Genomic DNA, 17,505 nt, shown 5'->3' with positions numbered 1-17,505 from the left:
AGGAGAGGCCCAACCCCATGCCCACCGACACGGACCAGGTGGTCGCCGCCCTGCGCGCCTCGCTGCTGGACAACCAGCGCCTGCGGCAGGAGAACCGACGGCTCCGCGACGACTCCGCCGAGCCCATCGCCATCGTGGCGATGAGTTGCCGCTACCCCGGCGGCGTGCGCACCCCGGAAGACCTGTGGGAACTGCTGGTCAAGGAACGCGACGCGGTCTCGCCGTTCCCCGCCGACCGCGGCTGGGACGTCGAGGGCGGCTTCGACGCCGACCCCGACGCCCCCGGCACCTTCTACGTCCGTGAAGGCGGCTTCCTCCACGATGCGACCGGCTTCGACCCCGGCTTCTTCGGCATCTCCCCGCGCGAGGCCCTGGCCATGGACCCGCAGCAGCGGCTGCTGCTGGAGGCGTCCTGGGAAGCGGTGGAACGCGCGGGCATCGACCCGACGACCCTGCGCGGCAGCCGCACCGGCGTCTACACCGGAGTGATCTACAGCGAATACGGGTCCCGGCTCGGCCGGGTGCCCGAGGAAGTCGAAGGCTTCCTCGGCACCGGCACCATCCCCAGCGTCGCCTCCGGCCGGGTCGCCTACACCCTGGGCCTGGAAGGCCCGGCGGTCACCCTGGACACCGCCTGCTCGTCCTCCCTGGTCGCCGTCCACCTCGCCTGCCAGGGGCTGCGCTCCGGCGACACCACCCTTGCCCTGGCCGGCGGGGTGACCGTGATGTCCACCCCCGGCCTGTACGTCGGCTTCAGCCGCCAGCGCGGCCTGGCACCCGACGGGCGCAGCAAGTCCTTCTCGTCCGCGGCGGACGGAGCCGGGTTCGGGGAGGGCCTGGGCCTGCTCCTGCTGGAACGGCTCTCGGACGCCCAGCGCGCGGGGCACCCCGTCCTGGCCGTCATCCGTGGCTCGGCCGTCAACCAGGACGGCGCCAGCAACGGGCTGACCGCCCCGAACGGGCCCGCGCAGCAGCGCGTCATCAGCGGGGCGCTCGCCCGTGCCGGACTCGCCCCGGCCGAGGTGGACATGGTGGAGGCGCACGGCACCGGCACCACCCTCGGTGACCCCATCGAGGCCCAGGCGCTGCTGGCCACGTACGGGCAGGACCGGCCCGCCGGGCGGCCGCTGCGGCTGGGATCGCTGAAGTCCAACCTGTCCCACACCCAGGCCGCCGCGGGCGTCGGCGGGGTGATCAAGTCGGTGCTCGCGATGCGGCACGGCGTGATGCCGCGCACCCTGCACGTCGACCGCCCCTCGCCCCGCGTCGACTGGACGGAGGGAGCCGTCTCCCTGCTCACCGAGGCCACCCCCTGGCCGGAAACGGGACGGCCGCGCCGGGCCGGGGTGTCCTCCTTCGGCGCCAGCGGGACCAACGCCCACGTCATCCTCGAACAGGCCCCCACCGGCCCTGTGCACGCCACCGCCCCGGCCGACGCAACGGCCGTCACCGACGAGCCGGTCGACCGGCCCGGCACGCCGGAAACGGTGCCCGCCGCCGTCGCCTGGATCCTGTCGGCGCGTACGCCGGAGGCACTGCGCGCCCAGGCGGCGGCGCTGCACGAGCGGGTGGTGGCGGAACCGGGCCTGAGCGTGGTGGACGTCGGTCATTCGCTGGCCGTGGGGCGTTCGCGGTTCGCGGAGCGTGCGGTGGTGGTGGGGGCGGACCGGGGCGAGCTGCTGGCCGGTGTCGCCGCCCTGTCGCGGGGCGCGGGCTCGGCGGGCGTGCCGGCCGGCGGTGGGCTGCTCCCGGGCCGTTCGGTGCTGGTGTTCCCGGGCCAGGGTTCGCAGTGGGTGGGGATGGCCGCGGAACTGCTGGCCGAATCGGCGGTGTTCGCGGAACGGATGGCGGAGTGCGAGCGGGCGCTGGCGCCCTACGTCGACTGGTCGTTGGCGGAGGCGCTGGGCTCGGAGGCCCTGCTCGCGCGGGTCGATGTGGTGCAGCCGGTGCTGTGGGCGGTGATGGTGTCGCTGGCGGAGGTGTGGCGCGCGTTCGGCGTCGTCCCGGACGCGGTGGTCGGTCACTCCCAGGGTGAGATCGCCGCGGCCGTGGTGGCGGGCGGCCTGAGCCTCGACGACGGTGCCCGGGTGGTCGCGCTGCGCTCCCGCGCGGTGGCGGTGCTGGCGGGCCGTGGCGGCATGGCATCGGTTCCCCTGCCGGTCGACGTGGTGGCCGAGCGCCTTGCCGGGTGGGCGGGCCGGTTGTCGGTGGCGGCGGTGAACGGCCCGTCGTCGACGGTGGTCTCGGGCGACGCGGACGCGGTCACGGCACTGGTGGAGGAACTCCTGGAGGAAGGGGTGTGGGCGCGTCCGATCGAGGTCGACTACGCGTCGCACTCCTCACAGGTGGAGGAGATCCGCGAGCGCCTGCTGTCCGACCTGGACGGCATCACCCCCCTCCCGGGTGCCGTGCCGTACTACTCCAGCGTGACCGGCGGCCTGCTGGACACGAAGGCCCTGGACGCCGAGTACTGGTACCGCAACCTCCGCCGGACCGTCGAGTTCGAGCGGGCGACCCGCGCGCTCCTCGCGGACGGGCACCGCGTCTTCATCGAGTCCAGCCCCCAGCCCGCCCTGATGTACTGGATCGAGGACACGGCCGCCGACGCGGGCGCCCCGGAGACGCTGGTGCTCGACACCCTGCGGCGCGGGGCCGGAGGGCTCCGCCGGCTCCAGCTCGCCCTCGCCGAGGCACACGTCCGGGGCCTGCGCGTCGACTGGGAGCGGCTGTTCGAGGGAACCGGCGCCCAGCGCGTGGACCTGCCCACCTACGCCTTCCAGCGTCGCCGCTACTGGCTCGACGCCCGGTCGGCCGGCCCGGACCAGGCGGCCGTCGGTCAGTCCGCCGTGGACCACCCGCTGCTCGGCGCCGCGGTCGAACTGCCCGACGACGCGGGCACCCTCTTCACCGGCCGGCTCTCCCCGGCCACACACCCCTGGCTCGTCGACCACGCCGTGGCCGGAGCCGTGATCCTGCCCGGCGCGGCCCTCGTGGAGCTCGCCGCGTACGTGGGCCGCCGCCTCGGCTGCGCCCTCGTGGAGGAACTGACCCTCGCCGCCCCGCTGCTGCTGCCCGGTGACGCCGCCGACGACCACGCCGTACAACTGCGCGTACGGGTGGGTGCCGAGGACGGTACGGGGCGGCGCCCGGTGGAGTTCCACTCCCGGCCCGAGGCCGCCTCCGGCGCCGCCGACCGGCCCTGGACCCGGCACGCCACCGGCACGGTCGGCCCCCGGGACCTCTCGGCCGACCGGGACGACACGACCGAACCGGCCGGCGCGTGGCCCCCACCCGACGCGGTCCCCCTGGACGTGGAGGAACTGTACGGGCTGCTGGAGGCCCGGGGCGTCGCCTACGGCCCGGCGTTCCGGGGCCTGCGCGCCGCCTGGCGCACCACGGACGCGATCCACGCCGAAGTGGCCCTGCCCGACGGCCTCCCCGGCACCGGACCGGACGGTTTCGCCGTGCACCCGGCGCTCCTGGACGCCGCCCTCCAGACGACCGGACTGCGCGAAGGCGCCGCGACCGCGGAGGCCGCCGACGGCGTCCCCCTGCCGTTCTCCTGGCAGCGCGTCGCGATCGAAACCTCCGACGCGCCGGTCCTGCGCGTCCGGCTGCGCCCCGACGGCCCCGACGCCGTCGCCGCGCGGATCACCGACCCCTCGGGGCGTACCGTGGCGACGGTCGGCTCGCTCACCCTGCGCACGGCGTCCACCGCCGCACTGCGGGCGTCCTCCGGCTCCGTCTTCCACGTCGGGTGGACGCCGGTCACCGCCGGGCCCGGCCCGCGCCCGGTCACCCGCTGGGGCCTCCTCGGCCCGCGGGACGAGCGGCTGCTGCCGGCGGGCTTCCCCGTCGAACCCCCGTCCGGGACACCCGACGTGATGCTGCTGACCTGCCCCCCGTCCGCCGACACCGTGACCGCGGACACCGTGACCACGGACGCCCCCGCTGCGGCGGTGCACGCGATCGCGTCCGGCGTCCTGGACCGGCTCCAGGCCCACCTGGCCGACGACACCGCCGCCCGGACGCCCCTGGTGGTGCTCACCCGGGGTGCGACCGGCCCGCTCGGCGCGCACCCGCAGCCGGTGGACCACGCAGCGGCGGCCGTCTGGGGCATGCTCAGGGCCGCTCAGCTCGAACACCCCGACCGATTCGTGCTGCTGGACACCGAAGGGCCGGAGCCGGACGGTCTCGGCGACGCGCTCGCCGACCTCCTCGCCACGGGCGAGCCGCAGGCGGCCCTGCGCGGCGGCGTCCTGTACGCGCCCCGACTGATACGGCCGCCGGTCATCACGGCCACCACGGCCACCGCCCCCGTGTCCCCGACAGCGACCCGGTCGGCCCACCCGTTCGGGCCGTCCGAGGGGACGGTACTGGTGAGCGGCGGCGGCGCGCTCGCGGCCGTCCTGGCGCGCCATCTGGTCGCCGCGCACGGCGTACGCCACCTCCTCGTGCTGAGCCGCCGCGGCGCCGACGCCCCCGGCATGCCGGAGCTGACGGCGGAGCTGGCCGAGGCCGGAGCCGAACTGGTCGCCGTCGGCTGTGACGTGTCCGACCGTCCGGCCCTGGCCGCCGCCCTGGCGGCCGTCCCCGAACGCCATCCGCTGTGCGCCGTGGTCCACACCGCCGGAGTGCTCGACGACGGTCTGCTGGACGGGCTGACGAGGGAGCGGATGACCGCCGTCCTGCGGCCCAAGGTCGACGCCGCCCGCCACCTCGACCAGCTGACGCGCGGAGCGGACCTCTCCGCGTTCGTCGTCTTCTCCTCCGCCGCGGGCGTGCTGGGCAGCCCCGGCCAGGCGTCCTACTCGGCCGCCAACGCCGCGCTCGACGCCCTCGTCGCGGAACGCCGGCGGCTCGGGCTCCCCGGCCTGTCCCTGGCCTGGGGGCCCTGGGAGCGGGTGAGCGGGATGACGGCCGAGCTCGGCGGCCCCGACCGGCGGCGCATCGACCGCCGCGGCGCTCGCGGCCTCTCCGACGAGGAGGCCATGGCCCTGCTGGACGCCGTGTGCGCCGCGGACGCCGCCCCGCCGGGGGACGGGAGCCCCGTCGTCCTGGCCCACCTCGACCTCACCGTGCGCGGCAACGGCCCGGTGCACCCGATGCTGCGCACCCTGGTCCGGCGCAGCCCGACCGCGACGACCGGAGCGAAGGGGACGCCGACCGCCGCCGCAGCGCTGCGGCACCGGCTCGACACCGCCGCCGACGCGCAGGAACGCGAGCTGGTCCTGCGCGAACTCGTCCTCGCCCAGGCCGCCGAAGTCCTCGGCCACACCGACGCCGGGGCACTGTCCGCGACGGCACCCTTCCTCTCCGTCGGATTCGACTCGCTGACCGCGGTCGAGCTCCGCAACCGGCTGGCCGCCGCCACCGGACTGCGGCTACGGCCCTCCGCCGTCTTCGACAGCGGCACCCCCGCCGCGCTCGCGGCGCGCCTCGCCACCGAGGCCCGGACGGAGGACACCCCCCGGCCCGGAACGGCACCCGCAACCGCAACCGGAATCGGAGCCGGTGCCGGAGCCGCCGGGTCCGGCACCGACGCCACCGACACCGACCCGGTGAGCGTGCTGTTCCGCCGGGCCTGCGCACTCGGCCGGATCGACGAGGGCATCGCCCTGCTCAAGAACGCCTCCGCCCTGCGCCCGGCCTTCCACAGCGGTGGCGACCTCGCGGCCGCCGGCACCGGCCCGCGGCTGCTGCGCCTGAACGAGCGCGCCGACGCCCCCGTGCTCGTCTGCTTCGGCTCGATCGTCGCCCTCGGCGGCGCCCACCAGTACGCCCGCTTCGCCTCCCGCTTCCGGGACCGCTACGCCGTCGCCGCCCTGGACGCCCCCGGATTCACCCCCGAGGAGGAACTGCCCGCCGACATGCCGGCCCTGCTGGACTTCCACGCGACGACACTGCTCCGGGAACTGCCCGGCCGGACGCTCGTCCTGGCCGGCTCCTCCTCCGGCGGCACGCTCGCCCACGCGGTGGCCGCCTCGCTGGAGCAGCGCGGCGAGGGCCCGGCGGCCGTGGTGCTGCTGGACACCTACCTCTCCGACAACCAGGGCATCACCCAGTTCAACGACGTCCTGCTGGGTGGCATGTTCGCCCGCGAGGACCGGGCGGCCCCGATGGACGGGACCAGGCTGACCGCGATGGGCGGCTACTTCCGTCTGCTCGACGACTGGACGCCCCCGGCGGTCCGCGCCCCGCTGCTGCTGGTCCGCGCCTCCACTCCGCTCGGCCGCCCGTCCGCCGAAGCCGGTGACTGGCGCTCGTCCTGGGCCGGTGCGGACACCGTCGTCGACGTTCCCGGAGACCACTTCTCGATCATGGAACAGCATGTCGCGACCACCGGCGACGCCGTCGCCGACTGGCTCGGCACCACCCTCCGCACCACCGACGACCTGTGAAGACGAAGGAGAACCCGTTGACCACGGCCCCGTACGACGATCCCCCCGCGCGACACGCCCTCACCGTGCTGGGAGCCGGGGTGATGGGTGTCGGCATCACCGTCCTCGCCCTCGGACACGGCCTGCCGGTCCACCTGGTCGACATCGACCGGGAACGGCTCGACCGGGCCGCGGACCTGATCGACGGCGAACTCCGGCTGGCCGAGCTGATGGGCGCCCTGCCCGCCGGGACGCCCCTCGGCACCCTGGCCACCGGCACCTCGCTCAAGGCCGCCGCCGGAGCCACCGCCGTCGTCGAGGCGGTCACCGAGAACGCCGCGATCAAGGCCGCCGTCCTGTCCGAGGTCTCCGGACTCGTCCGGCCCGGAACCCTGCTGATCACCAACACCTCCTCCATCCCCGTCGACGAACTGGCCGGCGCCCTGGAGCGGCCGGAGGAACTGGTCGGCACGCACTTCATGAACCCGCCCTACCTGATCGGAACCGCCGAAGTGGTCCGCGGCGCAAGGACCGGGGACCCCGCGATGGCCGACGTGGCGGCCCTGCTCACGGCACTGCGGCGGCGGGCGGTGGTCGTCCGGGACGCACCCGGCTTCGTGACCAGCCGCATCCTGCACCCGATGATCAACGACGCGGCCCGGGTCGTGGAGCAGGGCACGGCGGCCGCCGAGGACGTCGACGCCCTGATGCAGGGCTGTCTGGGACACCCCACCGGCCCGCTGCGCACCGCGGACCTGATCGGCATCGACAACCTCGTCGACTCCCTCACCGTGCTCCACGAGCGCACCGGCGACGACGGCTGCCGCCCCACCGAACTGCTGCTCCGGCTGGTCCGCGAGGGCCGGCTGGGCCGCAAGTCCGGGCGCGGCTTCTACGACTACACCTGATCACCTGATCACCCCCGAGGAGACAGCCATGACCACGGCGAACACGCCCAACACCCACGACCTGGAGAAGGAACTGCTGGGATTCCTGGAAGGACACACCGGAACCGCCTGGGACGCCGACACCGACCTGTTCGACGCCGGCGGCCTGTCGTCCCTGTTCGCCATGCAGGTGGTGATGCACGTGGAGAAGACCTACGCCATCACCGTCCGCGGCGCGGACCTGCGGCTGGACAACTTCCGCACCGTACGGCGGATGGCGGAGCTGGTGGACCGGCTCCGGGTGCCCGCCGCCGGAGGCCGGCATGGGTGAGGACCTGAGCGGCGCCATGACCTCCGTCACCCTGCGGGTCGGCGACCTCGCGGGGGAGTGGGACCGCAGCGGCCTCATCCCGCCGGACCTGCTCCGCGAACTGGGCGCCGAGGGCCGGTTGTGCGCCGAAGTCCCGGAGCAGTACGGCGGCTGGGGGCTCAGCAGCATGCACAGCGGCGCGTACACCGCCCACGTGGGAGGCCTGTGCAGCTCGCTGCGCAGCGTGATGACCTCCCAGGGCATGGCCGCATGGACCATCCAGCGCCTGGGCACCGCCGAGCAGGCGGCCACCCACCTTCCCCGGCTGACCGGTGGCGGACTGGCGGCGGTCGGCTTCAGCGAGCCCGGCGCCGGCAGCGACCTCGCGGCGATGACGACGACCGTCCGCCGCGACGGCGACTCGGTCGTCGTCGACGGACACAAGAAGTGGGTGACCGCCGCCCACTACGCCGACCTGCTGGTCGTCGTCGGCCGCTACGAGGACGGCGCGGTGGCCGTCGTGGTGCCCGCCGACACGCCCGGCGTCCGGATCGAGCGGATCGCCGACCCGCTCGGCTGCCGCGCGGCCGGGCACGCGGACGTACACCTCGACGGGGTCCGGCTGCCGGCCGACAGCGTCCTGGGCGGTCACGGCCTGCCGCCCGCCCTGCTGGTGACGACCGCGCTGGCCTACGGCCGGATGTCCGTCGCCTGGGGGTGTGTGGGCATCCTGCGGGCCTGTCTGGCGGCGGCCACCACGCACGCCGCCGGACGGGAGCAGTTCGGCAGACCGCTCGCGGAGCACCAGCTCGTCGCCGGGCACCTCGCCGACCTCTACACGGCCGAGCAGGTGGCCGCGCGGGTCTGCGAGCACGCCAGCCGCTGCTGGGACGAAGGGTCGCCGGACCAGGTGGTGGCCACCGTACTGGCCAAGCACGTCAGCGCGAACCAGGCCGCCCGGGGCGCGGCGACGGCCGTCCAGGTACTGGCCTCGGCCGGATCCCGGGACGGGCACGCGGTGGCCCGGGCGTACCGGGACGCGAAGCTGATGGAGATCATCGAGGGCAGCAACGAGCTGTGCCGGCTGATGCTGGCACAGCACGCCCTCTCCGCTCCGGGGGCACGGTGAACGGGCCCGCGGCCGACGGGACGAGGAAGGACGACATGGCTGAGACCGTCAAGTGCCTGGTCTGGGACCTGGACGACACCCTCTGGCAGGGCACCCTGCTGGAGGACGGCGAGGTGCACCTGCCGGACGAGGTGCGCAAGGTGGTGATCGAGCTCGACTCCCGCGGCATCCTCCAGTCCGTCGCCAGCCGCAACGACCACGAGCACGCCTGGGCCCGGCTGGAGGCATTCGGCGTGGCCGAGTACTTCGTCCTGCCGGAGATCGGGTGGGGCGCCAAGTCCGAGTCGGTGCGCCGGATCGCCGACCGGCTGAACTTCGCGCTCACGACCGTCGCCTTCGTCGACGACCGGCCCGCCGAACGCGCCGAAGTGGCCTTCCACCTGCCCGACGTGCGGTGCTACCCGGCCGAGCAGGTCCTCACCCTCCCCGAACTCGCCGAGTTCACCCCCGCGACCAGCACCGTCGACTCCCGGCGGCGCCGCCGGATGTACCAGGCGGGCTTCCGCCGCGAGGCCGAGCGGGCGGCCGCCACCGGCCCCGACGAGGAGTTCCTGCGCTCCCTGGACCTGCGGATGCGCATCGGCCGGGCCACCGGTGAGGAGCTGTCCCGGGTCGAGGAACTCACCCTTCGCACCAGCCAGATGAACGCGACCGGGGTCCACTACCCGGACGCGGTGCTGCGCGGCCTGATCACCGACCCGCGGCACGAGGTCCTGGTGGTCACCCTCACCGACCGGTTCGGCCCGCACGGCGCGGTCGGCGTCCTGCTGCTGGAGCGGCACCCGGGCCTGTGGCACCTCAAGCTGCTCGCCACCTCCTGCCGGGTCGTCGCCTACGGCGCCGGCGCGACCCTGCTGAACTGGCTGGCCGACGCCGCCGCCCGGTCCGGAGTCCACCTGGTCGCGGACTTCCGGGCGACCGAACGCAACCGGATGATGGAGATCGCCTACCGGTTCGCGGGCTTCGAGGGCCTGGACGAAGCCCCGTGCCCCTGCGCCGCCGTCCTCGCACCGGCTCCGGAGGACACCGGACTCCAGCGCCTGCACCTCGTCCCCGGCCCGCGCGTGGTGTCCACCGTCATGAGCGTGGACGCACCCGGGCTGGACGTGCCGGAAGGGAGCCCGGGAACGTCGTGACCGCCGCGGCGGCCGGCGCTCCCGGGCTCCGGCCGCCGCGGTCAGCGCTTGCGGACGAGTGTGATCCCGTCGGCCATCACCAGCAGCGACAGCTCCACCCGGGGGTCCTCGTGCAGCAGCCGGTTCAGAGCCCGGACCCCGGCGGTCTCCGGGTCCACGGCGGCCGGATCGGCGACCCGGCCGAAGAAGAGCGTGTTGTCGACCACGATCAGACCGCCGGCGCGCAGCAGCTCCAGCGAAGTCTCGTAGTAGCGGACGTAGTTGGTCTTGTCGGCGTCGATGAACACCAGGTCGAAGCTCTCCGGCCCGCGCTCCGCCAGCAGCGCGTCCAGGGTCGCGGCGGCATCGCCGATCCGCAGGTCGATCCGCGAGTCGACCCCGTCCCGCTTCCAGAAGTCGGCGCCGACGGCCGGCCACCGCTCGTCGATGTCGCAGGACACCAGCACCCCGTCGGCCGGGAGTGCGCGGGCCATGCACAGGGTGCTGTAGCCGGTGAAGGTGCCGATCTCCAGCACCGCCCGTGCCCCCGTCAACCCGACGAGCAGGGCGAGCAGTTGGCCCTCCTCTGCCATCACCTGCATGGCGGTCCCGCCCGGCAGGTCCGCGGTGGTCTCCCGCAGCTCCCTGAGGAGATCGTCGTCACGGAGGGAGACCTCCCGGACGTAGGCGAGCAGGTCGTGGGTGGCTGCTGTCTGACCGGCCATGGCGAGGGGGTCCTCTCGAAGGAGATCGGGTCGAAGGAGATCGGGTCGAAAAGGAGCGGGTCGAAAAGGAGCGGGTCGAAGGGGGACCGGGCCGCCGGGACGGTCAGGACGGTCACCCGGCGCGCATGTACGGGTGACCGTGCTGCTCCACGGCCGCCGCCTGCGCCCGCTCGCGGGCGTACGCCCGCAGCAGCGGGTCCAGCCGGTAGCTGTCCTCCGCCGGCGCACCCAGCAGATTCGCCTCGACCAGGGCGTCCAGGGCCTCCTCGGCCTGCGCCGCGGAGCAGCCGAACATCACCGCGACCCGACTGCTGGAGACCGAGCACGCACCGGCAGCCCCCAGCGCGGTGAACACCTCGGCCGGGTCGACCCCGGCCGGAGTCGTCCGGCGGAGCCCGGCGTGGTCGGCGTCGAGGCAGGGCCGGACACCGAGGTCGCCCGCGCACAGTTCGTCCAGCAGCCGCGGGGCCTCCGTGAGCCGCCGGGCGAAGTGCCCGATGCTCCAGTGCGGGCGCTCCAGCAGCCGGGTCCCCGCGATCCGGATCGCCAGCGGCAGGCCGGCGCAGACCGTCAGCACCGAACGGGCCGCCCGCGGTTCGGCACCGATCCTGGCCGGGCCGACGATGCTGCCCAGCAGCTCCAGCGACCCGGCCTCGTCCAGCGGGCCGATCCGGAGGGTGTGCGCCCCCTCCAGATCGGCCAGCCGCCGTCGGCTGGTCACCAGTAGTCTGCTGCCCCCGCTGCCCGGTATCAGCGGCCGCACCTGTGCGGTGCTGGAGGCGTTGTCGAGCACCACCAGCAGACGGCGGCCCGCGGTGAGCGAGCGGTAGAGGCTCTCCCGCTCCGACTCCCCCTCGGGGATCTTGTCCCGGGGCACACCGAGGTCCGCCAGGAACCGTGGCAGCACCGCCCGGGCGGTCAGCGGCCGGGCGGCTCCGCCGAGATCCGCATACAGCTGGCCGTGCGCCGAGGAGCCGCGTACGGCGTGTGCCGCGTGCAGGGCCAGCGCGCTCTTGCCGACACCGCCCCGGCCCGTCACCACCGCTGTCGCCACCATGCCCGCGGGCATCGTGCCGGTCGTGAGGAAGTGCTGGAGCCGCGCCAGCGCACCGGAGCGGGCCGACAGGGGCAGCGGCACCGAGGGAAGCTGCGCCGGACTCGGCCAGCAGGACCTCTCCCAGGCAGCGGTCGGCGCCGGCGCGACGGCCACCACCGGGGATGTCGCGGGCTGCTCCAGCGGGTCGGGCGTACGGGGCCGGTCGTGGGGCCGGTCGTGGGGCCGGTCGTGGGCCGAGAGGATGTGCCCGTGGACCTCGCGCAGCTCGGCGCTCGGCTCGGCGCCGAGCTGCTCGACGAGCAGCACCCGGGTACGCCGGTAGAGGTCCAGGGCCTCCGACTGCCGTCCCGAGCGGAACAGCGCCAGCATCAACTTGCCCACCAGGGCCTCCCGCAGGGGGTGCTTCCGCACCAGCCGCACCAGTTCCGGCACGACCTCGGCGTGCCGCAGCAGTGCCAGCTCCGTGTCGAACCGCAACTCCATGGTCTGCAGGCGAAGCTCCTGGAGGTAGCGGCCCTCCACATCGCGCAGCGTCTGCGACGGGATGTCCGCCAGCGGCTCCTCGCGCCACAGGGCGAGCGCCCCGGCCAGCTCGGCGGAGGAGCCCTCCAGGTCTCCGCGCTCGGCGAGCTCCGCCGCGCGCCGGCGGTGGGCCGTGAACTGGCCGAGATCGCTCTCGTGCTCGCCGAGTTCGAGGAGGTAGCCGGGCGCCCGGGTGAGGATCCGGGCGGAGGCGCACTTGCCCAGCGACTGCCGCAGGCGCATCACATAGGTGCGGACGGTCGCGGCGGCACTCGGCGGCGGCGCGCCGTCCCAGACGTACTCGGCGATCCGGTCGACCGAGATCACCCGGTTGGCGTTGAGGAGGAGCGCTGCCATGACCACGCGCTGCCTCGGCGCCGACACGTGCACTTCACACGCGTTCAGCCGGACGGAAAGCGGGCCCAGCAACAGGAAGTTCAAGGGGGGAGTCCTCTTCATCGTACGACCGGTGGGCAAGACTGCCTCCAGCCTCTTGGGTGACCATGTACGGGTCAACGCGGTCCTGTCGTATCTAGGTGTATTCCTAGAGCGCAGGTCTTATGCTCATGCCGGGTTTACGCTGCGCGGTACCGTCACGGCGGTCACGACCGGGCCGCCCGTCACGGCCCGCCGGCCGGTGAAGCCGCCCGCCACTGCACCGCCGCCGACCCCGTGACCCGCCATGGGGTGCCGTCGCCTCCTCGGCCGGATCCGCGGTGCACGTCCTGCCGGACCGTCGCTGTCGGGCCGGAGCCGAGTAAATCCCACAGGATTGCCCCGCGCCGCAACGCTCTCACCATTCACCGAAGCGACGGCCGGAATTGAACCCGGACGTGAGTGGCCGGATTCGTACCGATGCGCACTTGCTGACATTCCGAGTGGCATGGCAGGCTGTCATATGCGCTGTCCGTGACTCGCCGATCGCCGCCGGTCACCGTCGATCGGAGCTCCCCGTATTACCGCGTACAGGCGGCCCGCCGGTGCGGAGGATGTCCCACGTGGTCACCACACCCTGCCCGCCGGCACCGCGCGGATTCGAGAAAGGAATGAAAGGCCGACATGACCTCCCTCTCCTTGGACAGCGACCTGTGGTGCCGTCGCTTCCATCCCTCGCCGACGGCCGCACGCCGACTGGTCTGCTTTCCGCACGCCGGCGGCTCGGCGAGTTACTACTTCCCCGTGTCCGCCGCACTGTGCGGCCCGGTCGACGTCCTGGCCGTGCAGTACCCCGGCAGGCAGGACCGCCGGGAGGAACCCGGCGTCCAGGACCTGCACCGCATGGCCGACGAGGTGTCCGAAGCGCTGCGCCGCTGGGACGACCTCCCCCTGACCCTCTTCGGGCACAGCATGGGCGCGCTCGTCGCCTTCGAGGTGGCCCGGCGGATCGAGCGCGCGGGAGGCCGGATCGACCACCTCTTCGTCTCCGGCCGCAAGGGGCCTTCCGCGGACGGGCCCGGGCCCTCCCACCCACTCGACGACGAGGGCATCCTGGCCGAGGTCAGGGCCATGAGCGGCACCGACGCCCGGCTCCTGGAGGACCAGGAACTGCTGGGGATGGTGCTGCCCGCGCTGCGCGGCGACTACCGGGCCCTGGGGACCTACCGGGCCGACCACGACGCCGCGGTCACCTGCCCGGTCACCGCCGTGGTCGGGGACCAGGACCCCTGGACACCGGTTGCCGAGGCCGGGCACTGGCGCGACCGCACGACGGCCGCGTTCGACCTCAAGGTCTTTCCCGGCGGGCACTTCTACCTCAGCAGCCGGGCGGACGAGGTGACCGGCATGCTCCGCGACCACCTTGCCGGCACACTGCGCACCTGAGAGCACCGACGACAGGGAAGGGGGGCCAGGAGTGACACCGTCAGCGACCTCGGAGGAGATCACGTCCACGCGGCGGCCGCCGCGGACCGGGCCCGCCGGCTACGCCCGTCCGGCAGGCGGGGGCCCGGCCGTCGGCGCGGGCGTCCGGCGGCTGACCGCCGTGGACGCCCGCATCCTGGAAGGTGTCGCGGTCGGCACCTCGACCGTCCAACTGGCGGCATTGCTCTACCTGAGCCGGCAGGGCATCGAGTACCGCATCGGGCTGCTGATGCGCCGTTTCCAGGCCGCGAACCGGCCCGCTCTGGTCTCCCGGGCGCACTCCCTCGGAGTGCTGAGCGTCGGGGCATGGCCACCCCGCGTCCTCCCGGAATTCCTCGAGTCCTAGAAGCGGGCGGGGCGCGCTGTTCCCTCGCCCTCGTAGGCCCCTCCCGGAGGGCGGGCCGAAAAGAAATCATTTCCGACGGTGGGGAACCGACGCAGACGATATGCTGCCGGATATTTTCCCAGGCCTGGATATCGTATCGATATCGCGCCACGAGACGGGTTCCCGCGCGTCCGGTCGAACGCCGGATTCTGCGGCATTGTGTTGTCGGGCCCACTTCTGCCGCACTGCGTCCGGGCCGCACCACCAACCCCTCCTTTCACACCGATGCCCGTCCTCCCGACTCCCTCGTGGAAAGGCTCACGCATGACTGCCCTCACCGGACAGCACGAGAACGGACAGCACGAGAACGGCCGGCACGTGAACAGCCCGTCGGACCACGACCCGGACCCGCACGAGGCCGACCTGCGCCGGATCCGCGCCCTGATCCTGGCGGCGGACGGGCCCGAGGAGCAGCTCGCGGTGGTGATCAGGTCGGCGGGCGCCGAGCAGACGGCCGCCGACCTGGTGGACGAACTGCTCAGCCGGGCCGACCTGAGCGAGCAACCCGCCGCCGCGGCCGTGGTGGTGCAGTTCGAGCTCGCCTTCGACGGCCAGGTGCTCCGGCACCACCTGCTGACCGGCCCCAAGGCCGAGCACCGCACCGGGCCGGCCGACGAGCCCAACGCCACCGTCGAGCTGGACCTGCTCGACCTGGCCCGCGCCGTCTTCGGCGCCCGGCACACCGCAGGCCACCGCACGCCCGTGATCACCTGGCACGGCATCGAGGACCCGGCTCGGCTGATGCCCGCGCTGGCGGCCTTCCCGGTCGTCCAGCAGGTGCTCCGCGGCTTGGCGGAACAGCCGCTCGACCTGGCCGAGTTGTCGCTGCGCCACGGTTCGGACAAGTGGGGGCTGCACTACTACACCGATCACTACGCCCGGCACTTCGCCCCGCTGCGGGACCGGCCGCTCACCGTCCTGGAGCTGGGGATCGGCGGCTACGCCGACCCGGCGGCCGGCGGCGGCTCGCTGCGGATGTGGAAGCGCTTCTTCCGGCGGGGCCTCGTCTACGGGGTCGACGTCTACGACAAGACGGCGCTGCGCGAGCAGCGGATCCACACCGTCCGGGGCGACCAGGCGGACCCGGCCTTCCTCACCGCGCTGGCCGAGCGGATCGGGCCGATCGACATCGTCATCGACGACGGCAGCCACTACTGCCCGGACGTCATCGCCGCCTTCGGTGCGCTCTTCCCGCACGTGGTCCCGGGCGGGCTCTATGTGATCGAAGACCTGCAGACCTCCTACTGGCCGGGCTACGGCGGCAGTTCGGAGCGGCTCGGCGACCCGACCACCAGCATGGGCTTCCTCAAGCAGCTGCTCGACGGCCTCAACCACGAGGAGCACGAGCCGCCGTCCGCACACCGCCCGAGCGGGACCGACCGGACGCTGGCCGGCGCGCACTTCTACCACAACCTGGCGATCCTCGACAAAGGCCGCAACGAGGAGGGCACCGTCCCCCCCTGGATCCCGCGCCGGCAGCTGAGCGCCGAGGAGATCGCGGCCGCCCGGCGGGCCGCCGAGCAGCAGTTCGAGCAGCAGTCCGCGGCCGGTCCGGACCAGGACCCCAGCTGAGCCGCGCCGCCCGCCGCGCCCCTTCTCCCTCCCCCCGGCGCGCTGCTTGCCTCCCTCCTCCCTCGTTCCACTTCCTCGTTCCCCGCTCTCGTTCCACTCCCTCATTCCTCTTCCCGATACCGACGGAGTAGCAGTGAGCCACATCCTGATGGTCAACATCCCGACCCACGGCCATGTCTTCCCCACGCTGGCGGTCGTCGGTGAACTGGTACGCCGAGGGCACCGGGTCACCTACGCGGCCGTCGACGACTTCGCCCAGGCCCTGGCCGAGGTCGGCGCCGAACACCTGCGCTACGACTCCACCCAGCCGCTGGAGAGCGTGGGCGGTCCCGAGAACGGGCGCACCCCGCTGATCTTCCTGGACGAGAACATCGCCATCCTGCGCGCGGTCCAGGAGCGGTTCGGCGACGCCAGGCCCGACGCGGTGGTCTACGACGCCGTGGCCTTCCAGGCCGGCCGGGTACTGGCCCACACCTGGGGGATCCCGGCCGTCCAGTCGACGCCGTTCTTCGCCTCCAACGACACCTACTCCTTCGTGCAGCAGATGATGGAGGCGGACGGCGCGGTCCCGCTCACCGAGGAGGTGGTGGTCGAATTCGGGGGCCGGATGGTCGAGTTGCTGGCCTCGCACGGCGTCGAAGAGCCGGTGCAGGAGTTCATGCTGCGCACCGAGGGCCTCAACCTCGTCTACGTGCCGCGGTTCTTCCAGCCGCACGGCGAGAGCTTCGACGAGCGCTTCGCCTTCGTCGGGCCGTGCCTCGCGGACCGCTCCTTCCTGGGGGAGTGGCAGCCCCCGGCGAGCGGCCTGCCGGTGGCGCTGGTCTCGATGGGGACGGTGCACAACAGGCATCCGGAGTTCTTCCGGCTGTGCGTGGACGCCTTCGCCGAGCTGCCCTGGCACGCCGTCATCTCGGTCGGCGGGGGGATGGACCCGGCCGACCTCGGCCCGCTGCCGGACAACGTCGAGGTCCACCGCTGGGTCTCGCACCTGGCGGTGCTCCGGCACGCTCGGCTGGTGATCACCCACGGCGGCGTGGGCGGTGTGATGGAGGCCCTGGACACCGGCTGCCCGATCCTCGGAATACCGTCCTGGCCGGACGTCGCAGCCAACACCGCGCGGGTGGCCGAGCTCGGCCTCGGCCGGACACTGCTGCCGGCGGAGGCCGACGTGAGCCTGCTGCGGGCCGCGATCACCGAGGTGGCCGCCGACGCGGCCGTGCGGGAGCGGGGCATCGAGGCGCAGCGGCTCACCCGGGAAGCCGGCGGTGCCACCCGCGCCGCCGACGAGATCGAGGCCTACCTGAAGCGCACGACCTGATCCCACCACAGGGCCGGCGTCCCCGACGAGAAGCGGAACGATCAACGGCCGCCCAGTACTCCAGCAGGACTTCTCCACTCCCGCTGCCAACGGCCCGGGAGTGGAGAGTGCGGCGGGCGGACGATCTGTCAGGGGCGGTCTCCATGGGGACCGCCCCTCGATCGTGTGCAGGCGGCGTTGACAGTGGCAACGACGGGTGACTGCCAGGAGCCGCCGGATCTCCGCCACGGTGAGATCGACCACGG

The 17,505-nt window shown here is 73.7% G+C and carries 11 protein-coding genes; 9 read left to right on the top strand and 2 right to left on the bottom strand.

The window, feature by feature from the left end:
* The first annotated feature begins 17 nt into the window (after positions 1-17).
* The 5 genes from OH807_RS00975 to OH807_RS00955 are packed head-to-tail and all read left to right on the top strand — an operon-like array spanning position 18 to position 9,842.
* Complete coding sequence (locus tag OH807_RS00975) at positions 18-6,401, top strand: type I polyketide synthase (RefSeq protein ID WP_406192468.1); 6,384 nt, start codon at positions 18-20, stop codon at positions 6,399-6,401.
* A 17-nt stretch (positions 6,402-6,418) separates the two neighbouring features.
* Positions 6,419-7,288: a 3-hydroxyacyl-CoA dehydrogenase family protein gene (locus OH807_RS00970; protein ID WP_406192464.1), complete on the top strand. Its 870-nt coding sequence runs from the start codon at positions 6,419-6,421 to the stop codon at positions 7,286-7,288.
* Between the two features lie 28 nt (positions 7,289-7,316).
* Positions 7,317-7,598, top strand: coding sequence for an acyl carrier protein (locus OH807_RS00965; RefSeq protein WP_406192461.1), 282 nt, complete (start codon positions 7,317-7,319; stop codon positions 7,596-7,598).
* On the top strand, positions 7,591-8,706 hold the full coding sequence (locus OH807_RS00960) for an acyl-CoA dehydrogenase family protein (protein ID WP_406192458.1): 1,116 nt from the start codon (positions 7,591-7,593) through the stop codon (positions 8,704-8,706). The genes OH807_RS00965 and OH807_RS00960 overlap by 8 nt, the downstream gene beginning before the upstream one ends.
* Positions 8,707-8,741: 35 nt before the next feature.
* Entirely contained in the window at positions 8,742-9,842 is a 1,101-nt protein-coding gene (locus OH807_RS00955; protein ID WP_406192455.1) for an HAD-IIIC family phosphatase, read from the top strand.
* 41 nt (positions 9,843-9,883) lie between these two features.
* Here the strand turns inward: OH807_RS00955 and OH807_RS00950 are convergent, their stop codons facing one another.
* Together OH807_RS00950 and OH807_RS00945 are read right to left on the bottom strand one after the other, a co-directional pair.
* The gene (locus OH807_RS00950; RefSeq protein ID WP_406192452.1) at positions 9,884-10,546 is read right to left on the bottom strand and encodes a class I SAM-dependent methyltransferase; all 663 of its coding nucleotides are present in this window, start codon (positions 10,544-10,546) and stop codon (positions 9,884-9,886) included.
* Between the two features lie 112 nt (positions 10,547-10,658).
* The gene (locus tag OH807_RS00945) at positions 10,659-12,584 is read right to left on the bottom strand and encodes a BTAD domain-containing putative transcriptional regulator (RefSeq protein WP_406192449.1); all 1,926 of its coding nucleotides are present in this window, start codon (positions 12,582-12,584) and stop codon (positions 10,659-10,661) included.
* Between the two features lie 600 nt (positions 12,585-13,184).
* On the opposite strand from OH807_RS00945, the gene OH807_RS00940 reads away from it, so the two are divergent.
* The 4 genes from OH807_RS00940 (at position 13,185) to OH807_RS00925 (ending at position 17,260) form a co-directional block, all read left to right on the top strand.
* A complete protein-coding gene (locus tag OH807_RS00940; RefSeq protein WP_406192446.1) occupies positions 13,185-13,946 on the top strand; it encodes a thioesterase II family protein in 762 nt (253 codons plus the stop codon).
* Positions 13,947-13,977: 31 nt separating this feature from the next.
* The gene (locus OH807_RS00935; protein WP_406192443.1) at positions 13,978-14,331 is read left to right on the top strand and encodes a helix-turn-helix transcriptional regulator; all 354 of its coding nucleotides are present in this window, start codon (positions 13,978-13,980) and stop codon (positions 14,329-14,331) included.
* Between the two features lie 303 nt (positions 14,332-14,634).
* The gene (locus OH807_RS00930) at positions 14,635-15,942 is read left to right on the top strand and encodes a hypothetical protein (protein ID WP_406192440.1); all 1,308 of its coding nucleotides are present in this window, start codon (positions 14,635-14,637) and stop codon (positions 15,940-15,942) included.
* Positions 15,943-16,075: 133 nt separating this feature from the next.
* Complete coding sequence (locus OH807_RS00925) at positions 16,076-17,260, top strand: macrolide family glycosyltransferase (RefSeq protein WP_406192437.1); 1,185 nt, start codon at positions 16,076-16,078, stop codon at positions 17,258-17,260.
* The last annotated feature ends 245 nt before the right edge of the window (positions 17,261-17,505 follow it).

The organism is Kitasatospora sp. NBC_01560 (assembly GCF_045208415.1).
Taxonomy (GTDB): Bacteria; Actinomycetota; Actinomycetes; order Streptomycetales; family Streptomycetaceae; genus Kitasatospora.
The sequence above is the reverse complement of the archived record's forward strand: the minus strand, read 5'-3'. Positions and strand labels throughout refer to the sequence as shown.

What these genes read in the sequence shown, in the direction of transcription:
- OH807_RS00955 (WP_406192455.1), top strand. Translation starts at nt 8,742, where the DNA reads ATGGCTGAGACCGTCAAGTGCCTGGTCTGGGACCTGGACGACACCCTC.
- OH807_RS00940 (WP_406192446.1), top strand. Translation starts at nt 13,185, where the DNA reads ATGACCTCCCTCTCCTTGGACAGCGACCTGTGGTGCCGTCGCTTCCAT.
- OH807_RS00950 (WP_406192452.1), bottom strand. Translation starts at nt 10,546, where the DNA reads ATGGCCGGTCAGACAGCAGCCACCCACGACCTGCTCGCCTACGTCCGG.
- OH807_RS00960 (WP_406192458.1), top strand. Translation starts at nt 7,591, where the DNA reads ATGGGTGAGGACCTGAGCGGCGCCATGACCTCCGTCACCCTGCGGGTC.
- OH807_RS00975 (WP_406192468.1), top strand. Translation starts at nt 18, where the DNA reads ATGCCCACCGACACGGACCAGGTGGTCGCCGCCCTGCGCGCCTCGCTG.
- OH807_RS00965 (WP_406192461.1), top strand. Translation starts at nt 7,317, where the DNA reads ATGACCACGGCGAACACGCCCAACACCCACGACCTGGAGAAGGAACTG.
- OH807_RS00930 (WP_406192440.1), top strand. Translation starts at nt 14,635, where the DNA reads ATGACTGCCCTCACCGGACAGCACGAGAACGGACAGCACGAGAACGGC.
- OH807_RS00945 (WP_406192449.1), bottom strand. Translation starts at nt 12,584, where the DNA reads ATGAAGAGGACTCCCCCCTTGAACTTCCTGTTGCTGGGCCCGCTTTCC.